The sequence below is a fragment of the Microvirga arvi genome (genome assembly GCF_016892765.1).
In the GTDB taxonomy this organism is placed as follows: domain Bacteria; phylum Pseudomonadota; class Alphaproteobacteria; order Rhizobiales; family Beijerinckiaceae; genus Microvirga; species Microvirga arvi.
Map to the genome: position 1 here is coordinate 1 of NZ_JAFEMD010000110.1, position 8,789 is coordinate 8,789.

At 60.9% G+C, this 8,789-nt stretch carries 10 protein-coding genes; 3 read left to right on the forward strand and 7 right to left on the reverse strand.

Translation table 11 applies throughout. The features are described from left to right. Positions 1 to 269: 269 nt before the first annotated feature. Entirely contained in the window at positions 270 to 542 is a 273-nt protein-coding gene (locus ILT44_RS29010) for a DUF2312 domain-containing protein (protein WP_204243083.1), read from the forward strand. Positions 543 to 628: 86 nt separating this feature from the next. On the opposite strand, the gene ILT44_RS29015 is transcribed toward ILT44_RS29010, so the two are convergent. Continuing rightward, the gene (locus tag ILT44_RS29015) at positions 629 to 922 is read right to left on the reverse strand and encodes a hypothetical protein (protein WP_204243084.1); all 294 of its coding nucleotides are present in this window, start codon (positions 920 to 922) and stop codon (positions 629 to 631) included. Positions 923 to 944: 22 nt separating this feature from the next. Here ILT44_RS29015 and ILT44_RS29020 point away from each other — a divergent pair, with 22 nt between their 5' ends. Next, positions 945 to 1,157, forward strand: a complete 213-nt coding sequence (locus tag ILT44_RS29020) for a hypothetical protein (RefSeq protein WP_204243085.1) — start codon at positions 945 to 947, stop codon at positions 1,155 to 1,157. Positions 1,158 to 1,397: 240 nt separating this feature from the next. Here ILT44_RS29020 and ILT44_RS29025 read toward each other — a convergent pair whose 3' ends face one another. Next, positions 1,398 to 1,766 (reverse strand): hypothetical protein, encoded by a 369-nt coding sequence (locus tag ILT44_RS29025; protein ID WP_204243086.1) that lies wholly within the window; start codon positions 1,764 to 1,766, stop codon positions 1,398 to 1,400. A gap of 206 nt (positions 1,767 to 1,972) precedes the next feature. Then, positions 1,973 to 2,851 (reverse strand): glutathione-dependent disulfide-bond oxidoreductase, encoded by an 879-nt coding sequence (gene yghU / locus ILT44_RS29030; RefSeq protein ID WP_204243087.1) that lies wholly within the window; start codon positions 2,849 to 2,851, stop codon positions 1,973 to 1,975. A 260-nt stretch (positions 2,852 to 3,111) separates the two neighbouring features. On the opposite strand from yghU, the gene ILT44_RS29035 reads away from it, so the two are divergent. Further along, positions 3,112 to 3,780, forward strand: a complete 669-nt coding sequence (locus ILT44_RS29035) for a DsbA family oxidoreductase (RefSeq protein ID WP_204243088.1) — start codon at positions 3,112 to 3,114, stop codon at positions 3,778 to 3,780. A gap of 535 nt (positions 3,781 to 4,315) precedes the next feature. On the opposite strand, the gene ILT44_RS29040 is transcribed toward ILT44_RS29035, so the two are convergent. From ILT44_RS29040 to ILT44_RS29055, 4 genes are all read right to left on the reverse strand, one after another. Next, positions 4,316 to 5,611 (reverse strand): M20/M25/M40 family metallo-hydrolase, encoded by a 1,296-nt coding sequence (locus ILT44_RS29040; protein WP_204243089.1) that lies wholly within the window; start codon positions 5,609 to 5,611, stop codon positions 4,316 to 4,318. Between the two features lie 72 nt (positions 5,612 to 5,683). Further along, positions 5,684 to 6,904, reverse strand: coding sequence for an ABC transporter permease family protein (locus ILT44_RS29045; RefSeq protein WP_204243090.1), 1,221 nt, complete (start codon positions 6,902 to 6,904; stop codon positions 5,684 to 5,686). After that, the gene (locus ILT44_RS29050; RefSeq protein WP_204243091.1) at positions 6,901 to 7,635 is read right to left on the reverse strand and encodes an ABC transporter ATP-binding protein; all 735 of its coding nucleotides are present in this window, start codon (positions 7,633 to 7,635) and stop codon (positions 6,901 to 6,903) included. Before ILT44_RS29050 ends, ILT44_RS29045 begins: the two co-directional genes overlap by 4 nt. Further along, on the reverse strand, positions 7,632 to 8,063 hold the full coding sequence (locus ILT44_RS29055) for a hypothetical protein (RefSeq protein WP_204243092.1): 432 nt from the start codon (positions 8,061 to 8,063) through the stop codon (positions 7,632 to 7,634). Before ILT44_RS29055 ends, ILT44_RS29050 begins: the two co-directional genes overlap by 4 nt. Between the last annotated feature and the right edge of the window lie 726 nt (positions 8,064 to 8,789).

The window sequence follows — 8,789 nt, forward strand, 5'->3', positions numbered from 1 at the left end:
GAGAGAACCATGGACCCGGCAAGGATGCTCACAGAGAGCTTGACCCCAAACCCGGAATTAGAGAACAGGCTGGGTCAGGCACGGTAGTTCCCTCGCTCTTCAGGAACGTCCGGTATTCGCTGCTAGAGCTGACACGCACCTCACTTCAGAGAAGTGCCAGCTCCTGACGTTCTCTTCCAGCGGCTCCCTGCGCGAGTGATCCTCTGGGTTAACGGGGTGATTACACACCTGCCCGATAGTGCCGATCCACATACGGCAAAGGAGAAGCCATGAGTGACGTCGTTGGAATTCCGGGCAACCGGATCCGCTCGTTCGTGGAGCGCATTGAGCAGATCGAGAACGAGATCAAGGAACTGAACGAAGCCAAGAAGGAAATCTTCTCCGAGGCCAAGGGTGAGGGCTTCGACGTGAAGATCCTCAAAGAGATCATCAAGCTGCGCAAGCAGGATCAGGACGAGCGCGACGAGCACGGAAGCCTGCTCGATGTCTACATGCGCGCCATGGACGAAGCGGGTCCCGCTCCCGTCGCTGAGGCGGCCTGATAACGTCTTCGATCTTTCGGTAGTGAGGCGGCCTTCTCACTTTGTCTCGTGATGCAGTGCCGTCCGATCTTCAGCCACAAGGCTGGCTACTCGCTAGCCGCCAAGGATTTCTTCCGTGAGGAGGACCGCCTGCCGCCTTTCCGGCTGGCGCCACTGCCACCGTCCCCGCCTGGAGATCCGCCAAGGGCGCTGGTCACGACCTCGCCTGCGGCACCAATGGCAGCCGCGGCGACCTCCAGCGGAGCAGCAACGATCTCGGCGCCAAGGCTTCCGGCGGCCGACACGGCATTCCGGCCTTCTTGTGTTCCGCCGCCTTGGCCTTGCTCGCTGCCCTGCGGCTTCTCCAGCACGTTCGCGACGGCTCTGAGGGCCTCTGCCATCACAGCCCGTGCCTGTGGGGAGGTGAGCGTTGTCTCCAGGGTCGAGAGCCAGGCCATCGGGTTCAGCAGGCCGCCCTGCGAGCGTGATGCGGAGCGGGCCTGCGTCGTGGACCGCGATCGCGATGTGCCGGAGGTCGAGCGTGCTGCCGTGCGCGATCCTGCGGAGGAGCGGGCCTTCGTGGGAACAGCCTGGGACTTCGTCGCGGACCGGGAGCCAGCCATTGCTTTGGGCTGAGCACGCTTGGTAGCGCCCGTTTGCTTCTTGGTGGCAGACCGCGAGGAGGATTTCGTCGTGGACCGCTCCGGCGTTTTCCGGCTTCTGCTGGGTTGGGAAGTGTCGTCCTTTTTGGTTCGAGCCATTGTCATTCTCTCATCTGCTGGGCCGCAGGCCGGCCGTACCGAGGAGTGGTTGTCCTCAACCATAACAATGACAGCGTGGCCGTTCGGTTCATTGGCACAAACAAGCGAAGGAAAATTAAGTCCGCCTCAAGAACTCCAGGCCAGCCGGAAGATCGTGCTCCTGCCGTGCCGGTCGCATGGCCTTGATGGACGCTCTAGCTTTTGGTGGCGCCAACTCGGCGATCCAGGCGGCTTTGCCATCGTGTGTCTCCAGCGGACATGCCGCTTCGACATGGAGCATCGCTTCCTGCAACCACTCGGCCAGTTGCTCGGCAGAGAATTGAGACAGGTAGCATCGGTCTCTCTCATCAAACGCGATCTCCAGGTTCCCGCCGCCCTTGTCGATGACCTGGATCATGATGTGATCGAGGAGGCGTTCCTCGATGAGATACCCGTCCATCTGGGCGGCCGCTACAGGACCGGTGACCGTGACCAACCTCTTCATGCCATAACCCCCTGGAAGGCTCAGGCGAGTGTAGGCAGCACCTTTGACAGAGCGGTACGCAATCCTGCAAACATCCTTAACTGCATAACTCTGCTCATCCCCAGCACCACGTCCGAGAAGACCACGTCGCAACGCATGGTCCTCCTCCAGTACACAACATCCGCGGCCATCCTCGTCCGGGACCTTTGCTCGTGCTTGGCGGGCGGCTACTCCCGCGCGGCCACCTTGTCCTGGGTCACGGTGCCGAAGTCGCTGGGGTCATGGCGTTCGTGCAACTGCTCGGACGGCTCGCCTGAAGTGCGGTTCACAGTCCGCCCACGCTTGACGGCGGGACGTTCGCCGATCGCATCGGCCCAGCGTCTGACGTGCCGGTAGTCCTGCACGGACAAAAACTCGCCCGCCTCGTACAACCGCCCCTGAACCAGGCCGCCGTACCACGGCCAGATGGCCATGTCGGCGATCGTGTACTCGGGCCCTGCTACGTATTCGTTGGCCGCAAGCCGCCTGTCGAGCACGTCGAGCAGCCGCTTCGTCTCCATCGTGAACCGGTCGATCGCATACTCGATCTTCACCGGCGCGTAGGCGTAGAAGTGCCCGAAGCCGCCTCCCAGATAGGGCGCGCTACCCATCTGCCAGAACAGCCAGGACAGGCATTCGGCACGCGGACCGGCCGCCGTTGGGAGGAAGGCTCCGAACTTCTCCGCGAGGTAGAGGAGGATCGCACCAGACTCGAAGACCCGGATTGGGGCCGGGCCGGAGCGGTCAACCAGGGCGGGAATCTTGGAGTTCGGGTTCACCGCCACAAAGCCGCTGCTGAACTGGTCGCCTTCGCCGATCCTGATCAGCCAGGCGTCGTACTCCGCGCCGGAATGACCCAGCGCCAGCATCTCCTCCAGCAGGATTGTGACCTTCTGGCCGTTGGGGGTTCCCAACGAGTAGAGCTGCAAGGGGTGGCGGCCGACGGGCAGCTCCTTTTCATGGGTCGCCCCCGCGGTCGGGCGGTTGAGGCTTGTGACGGGGCTCCCGCCGCTGCTCTTGTTCCAGGTCCAGACCTTCGGCGGCACGTAATCGGATGAATCGGTCATTCCTGCTGCTCCTGAAACTGGGGGAATTCATCTGAATCGACGAACCCCGCGGCCGGACGGTTGTAACGCATGATGAGGCCATGCGCCTCCATCGGTGAAGTTGCGAAGCCTCAGTCTCGCATCCGGTGGCGCGAACCCGCCGTTGGGATCTCTTGAAAGTGAACGAGCGCCTTGAAGGTTCATCCCTGAACGTCTCGACACTATGATATCTCAGCGATTCCGTGACCTTAAGCTTTCCAAGAACAACCACGAGCCGCGCCATGACCCAGCACCTGAAGATCGACTTTGTTTCTGACGTGGCGTGCCCGTGGTGCGTCATTGGCCTGCGGGGGCTTGAGCAGGCGCTGGCCAACGCTGCGGACGCGGTCGAGGCCGACATCACCTTTCAGCCGTTCGAGCTCAATCCCAATATGCCCGCAGGGGGACAGAACCTCGGGGAGCATATCACGGAGAAATATGGCTCCACGGCAGAGCAGTCGGCCGCCAGCCGCGCGATGATCCGATCGCGCGGGGCCGAGGTTGGCTTCACGTTCAACATGTCGGAGGAGAGCCGGATCTACAACACGTTCGATGCCCACCGCCTGCTGCACTGGGCAGGGACTGTCGGGCGTCAGCAGGAGCTGAAGCACTCTCTGTTCAAGGCGAACTTCACGGATGGCGCGAACGTGTCCGACCATGGGGTGCTGGTGGATGCGGCCGTCGCGGCGGGTCTCGACGGGGATGAGGCGCGCGAGGTCTTGTTGTCGGGGCGCTATTCCGAGGAGGTTCGTGAAGCCGAGCGGGAATGGATCTCCCGCGGCATCCGCTCGGTCCCCGCCGTCGTCATCAACGGGAGATGGCTGATCTCTGGCGGTCAGCCGGCCAGCGCCTTCGAGCAGGCGCTGCGCGGCATCGCCGCAGAGCTTGAGCAATCCTCGGCCGGCACCTGACCGTGCGTTGAATTCGGGCGGAAAGGAGTTACCGAGATCACTGGAATTCACGGCCGAACTGAGGACTCCCCTGTTCTTTCCGAAGGTCCGCTCAGGCTGGACGAGCAGTCCAATGCGTTGCTTCCGCCTCGTGCCATTCCTGGTCTTTCGAGAACTCATGGAACCTAAGCAGATGACCTCTCGCTATTCAGCGTGACGGCCAGAAGGCCGCCCCCAGCGGTACGACGGTGGCGTTCGTGTTCACCCCGAGGTATACGGAGGCACGTTTTGGCAGCTCTTCCCCGTCCAGGACAATGGCAAGCCGTTGATCGTAGCCTATTGGGCCAGAGTGGCATTCAACGTCGTCAAAATGGTCGGCAACTCCCAGACATACGTCAAGCCTCAATGTCCGGTGGCCAGCATGGCCAGAACCCTGGACGCGCCTGTTGCCATGTCAAAGTGCTCCAAGTTTACCAACGCGGTGAACAGGATCCGGCAACGAGGGCCAACTGGCTATGGGCTGGACCGGGCGCAAGTGCCTGGTCCAGCCCATTCATCATTGAGCCCCAGAGACCGCCAGCACGGTAGTCAGGATCGTTTTCTTCACATTGTGGTTGCTCTCCGGATCGGTGTCGATCCACTCATCGAGCGAGTGGGAGCGGTCCGCCTTGCCGACACGGGGGATCGTGACCGCCGGTATGCCCAAGCTCATGGGCATGTTCGAATCGGTCGAGCCGCACTCATAGGTCGGCTTGCTCCCGTTCGCTAGGAAGGCGGCCGTTGTCAGTTGCACCAGGTCTGTCTTTTCGTCCGTTCGCCCGGCGGGTCGGTCACCCACGAGTTTGATGTCCGCCGTGATCGATCCTTCCTTGGTCGACCGGGCGAAGTTCTCCGTCTCCAGGGACTGGTTCACGATGGCCAGGAAGCGCTTCTCGAGCCGGTCGAGTTCCTTGGCGTCCTCGGAGCGCATGTCGAACTCCATCCAGACCTCGTTCGGGATAGAGTTCACGGACGTGCCCCCTTGCGTCACGCTCGCAGAGTACGTGGTCTTCGGCTTCGCGGGTGTCTGGATCTTGTACATCTCGACCACCGTCTGGGCCATTGCAGCCATGGGGTTGACGAGCCCGAACGCGCCAAAGCTGTGCCCGCCAGGACCCTTGTAGGTCACGCGGTAGCGCTTCGACCCGACGCCGCAGTTCGTGAGGCGAGTCGTGCTGCTGCCATCAAGCGAGTAGAAGTACTTGACCTGGTCCTTGTACTTGCCCTTGGTGAAGAAGTAGCGCACGCCGCGCAGGTCGCCGAGGCCTTCCTCGCCGACGTCGCCCAGGAAGACGATGTCGCTCTTCGTCTTAATCCCGGCGGCATCCATCGCGCGGACGATGCTGAGCAGGGTGGCGAGTCCAGCGCTGTCGTCGCCGACCCCTGGGGCCGCCAAGCGGGTGCCGTCCCGCTTGACCTTGACGTCCGTTCCCTCGGGAAAGACGGTGTCGAGGTGGGCGGAGACAACCACCAGGGGCCCGCCTCCAGTGCCTTTCCGCACGCCGATGGCGTTGCCTTCCTCATCGATCTCGACATCGGTCAGGCCATGGGCCTTGAGCATCTCCGCATAGGCCTTGGACCGCTCCTGCTCCTTGAAGGGTGGAGCGGGGATCTCCGTCAGCTTGATGACCTCGCTGATCCAGCGGTCATGGTCCTTCTGGAGCGCGTCGACGGCTGCCTTGAACGACTGGCTGTCCACGATGCGCTTCACCGTTTCCGTGTGTGCTGGTGCAACCTCTTGAGCAATGGCCGGGCCTGCAATCAAAGTTCCGACCACCAGAGCGTGTCTCAGTTTCCTTAGAGTCGAATGCATCGATTACTTCCTCCTGGTTGTTCAGTGCTGGGATCAGCACCGATGGAAAAGGCAAATGAGCGGGAGCTTTGTTTAGCTCTCTGCAAGGGACATCGCGAGCGATCGTCGCTGAACAACGTATGCGGGCAGAAGAGCCAAGATCCATCCTGTAGCTAGTATGCTGACTGCGATGAGGTACTCGCTTGAGGCGAGTGTTGGGGTAAGCTCCACGCCTGTATCAGCGGCAAGCCACTGGCTTACTCCGTACGAGAGCCCATATCCGGCCACAAGGCCGAGCACCACACCGGCGAGCACCAACGTGGCGGTAAAGCCCCAAGCAATGGCAGCAATGAAGAGCCGAGGAGCGCCCAGAGCCCTTAAGGTGATGAGCTGTGGTACGAGAAACCGAAACAACAATAGCACACCCATCACGATGGCCATCAAGACCAGCGCTTGTGTGACGATGGCGAGCAAGCTCATGAGCTGGCGCAAGTCGCCCATCACAGAATAGAGACGGGTCAGCGCTTCGGCGGGAAAGAACGCCATGGACTCGTTGGTCGTATAGGCATTGCGAAGCTGATACGCGGCGGCGATCGTAGTAGGTCTAACCACTGCCGCCGGGACGCCGGGCGTCCGGGTAGGATCGAAGGGCGGGCCGACCGCTTCATTGCCTTCCTCATGGCCATCAGGGAGTGAATGGAGCTGCCATACGTGCTCGACCGGCATCATGATAGCGCTATCCCACGGCGAGCCTGTCGGCTTCATCCGGCCTACGACCGTGATCATCGCACCATGCTCGTGAGGATCAGTGTCTTCCTCCGAGTTGCCGTCCCTCGGGATGCCGTGCGTCGGTCGGAAAGTCTCCCCAACTTTCACGGGCGAGGCAGCTCCCACAACCGCTTCCGCTCGACGGGCGAAAACCCGGCCTTCCTGCAATTCGTTCGATAAATGAGTGACGAGCTGGCTTGTTGTTCCAATAATGGGCACACCGCGGTGGCTGTCTCCAAAGCCGATAGGAGCCACAAACGCCGCCCGTTTGTCGTTTAAGAGCCGCACCGTTACTTCTGGAGGGAGCAGTTTGGTTGTTCCAGGGCGCAGAAACACAGCAGTGAGCAAGACATCGGTTTGGCTCCCGGGGGCTGCCACGATCAGATCGAAGCGGTCGGCCGCACGGGCGCTGCCGTTGCGCAAGGCCCGTTCTTGCGAGATGAGCGCTACCGCAAGGCTGACACCTGCTGCAACAAGGAAGACGAATGCGAGGGCGGCCCAGCGATGCCGGACGAGGAACGCACGTACAATGGGCCAAGGATTCATGCGAGGTCTCCCGCTCGGAGCCCAACGAAAGGATCCACGGCAGGCGGGCCCATCCGCCCAGCCTTCAATGAAATCACCTCATGTGCCCGGGAAACGAGCAGGTCATCATGAGTAACACATACGACAGCCTTCCCCTGTCCGGCGAGGCCCTCAAGGGTCTCGGCGACCGAGGCGGCATTTGCGCGATCAAGGCTGGCGGTCGGTTCGTCCGCGAGGATGATCGCGGGGTCCATCAGGAGAGCGCGGGCAATGGCAACCCGCTGCCGCTCGCCACGAGACAGACGCGACGTCGGAACGGAACGCTCCAGCAATCCGAAATCGCGAATAAGCGTGCGGGCCCGTTCGCGCAGGATCGAAGGAACCCGATAGTGACCGAACAGCGCCGGCGTTGTGACATTCTCGAGTACGGTGAGTTCGTCGATGAGTCGGAAATCCTGAAACACCATTCCGCAGTTGTGACGCCGCCAGGCGTCACGAGCGCTCTCCCCTAAGGAGCTGACGACCACGCCACCATGACGAATCTCGCCTGAACTCGGAACCAGAATGCCCGCGATGCAATGCAGGAGGGTCGTTTTTCCAGAACCCGATGGGCCGACAATGGCGGTAATTTGACCGGGTCTGAACTGTGCAGTGATGCCAGACAGAGCATTGAACCGGTCGCCAGTTGCGTCGCAGAAGGAAACCTCAAGCTGGAAGACTGAAAGCCCGACCTCAGCGTCATGCGGGCTCACGCACCCGCCCTCTGGAAGACTGCGTCTGTCAGCCTGACCTTACTGACGAAGCCAGTCGTCGGGTCAGTCGCAGGGCCAATCTCAAGCGTTCCCTGCACCAGGATGAGTGTCCCAGGCGCAGCCATCTCCTGCCTGGCGCGCATGCGCACAAACACAATCGAGTCGATCCATTCACCCTCCGATGCACAGAATGGGCAGGTCTCAACCGGTGTGTTCGACAAGATGAAGAAGTCGGAGTCAACCTTCAGATGGGGTGCCATGAAACCCTGCATGGCAATGCGTGTCCCCTTCAGCTCATCTGCGCGTGGAGAGAAGGACCCGTCGTGATTATAGAGTTCGCCCATGCGGATCCTGGTCGCAGCTAAGCTCGCTTTTGGAAGAAGTCCGGCCGCCAGGGCGGCTGTGAGGAGAGTTCGTCTGGTCACCATTGCCAGTATGCCTCCTGACACGCTTCGCTCAGGTTGACGGCTGGGCTTGAAAACGGCCCAAACCAGCCTGCGATTGTGATTAGACCCATGAGTCGTCGATTAGTTCAATGAACTTGAGCCTATCCTTCACGACCAAGGTGTCAACGGTCATAGCCTCGATCAAGGCCTTCAAAGATGGGTCTGCACGAATGGTGATAAGACATGCTGCCGTGCCTTGAGCGAGCGTAGCATCAGCATTCCCTACAGCCAGCAGGAAGGACGAGCCATACCGCTGCCTGAGGTCGCATATTGATAGCTTACTTCATAGCTCGTTGGATCCACATGCCAGTGATAGCCAGCATCAAGCTTAGATTATAAGTACTTTGGCTGATCCAGCAGCATGTCGGCTGTAGCGCAGCCCAGAGGTTGCTATTCCTTGCTCTCACGCGCACTTTGGAAGGTCTGCTCGGGGTCAACCAAGGAAATTGCGTGTGCCTTCGGAATGTCTCCTCCTCTCCGCTATTGCAGACATTCCGCCCACTTCAGCCCATTGCCAGGAGTTGACCTTCCTGGTTTTTGTTCATGGCGCGGAAGGCTGTTCTATGGAACCCGCGTCAACACACCTGCACAGCCTGTGCTATACTGTTTTCTATTGGTGAACCTGAAGGTAGCTGATGCGACGGCGGGAGTTCGTCATCGGTCTTGGCTGCGCGGCCGCCGTATGGCCGCTCAGGACGCGCGCCCAGC

Excerpts from the sequence above, each read along its gene's own strand:
- ILT44_RS29015 (WP_204243084.1), bottom strand. The coding sequence starts at position 922 with ATGGCAGAGGCCCTCAGAGCCGTCGCGAACGTGCTGGAGAAGCCGCAG.
- ILT44_RS29055 (WP_204243092.1), bottom strand. The coding sequence starts at position 8,063 with ATGGTGACCAGACGAACTCTCCTCACAGCCGCCCTGGCGGCCGGACTT.
- ILT44_RS29010 (WP_204243083.1), top strand. The coding sequence starts at position 270 with ATGAGTGACGTCGTTGGAATTCCGGGCAACCGGATCCGCTCGTTCGTG.
- ILT44_RS29040 (WP_204243089.1), bottom strand. The coding sequence starts at position 5,611 with ATGCATTCGACTCTAAGGAAACTGAGACACGCTCTGGTGGTCGGAACT.
- ILT44_RS29025 (WP_204243086.1), bottom strand. The coding sequence starts at position 1,766 with ATGAAGAGGTTGGTCACGGTCACCGGTCCTGTAGCGGCCGCCCAGATG.
- ILT44_RS29035 (WP_204243088.1), top strand. The coding sequence starts at position 3,112 with ATGACCCAGCACCTGAAGATCGACTTTGTTTCTGACGTGGCGTGCCCG.
- yghU (WP_204243087.1), bottom strand. The coding sequence starts at position 2,851 with ATGACCGATTCATCCGATTACGTGCCGCCGAAGGTCTGGACCTGGAAC.
- ILT44_RS29045 (WP_204243090.1), bottom strand. The coding sequence starts at position 6,904 with ATGAATCCTTGGCCCATTGTACGTGCGTTCCTCGTCCGGCATCGCTGG.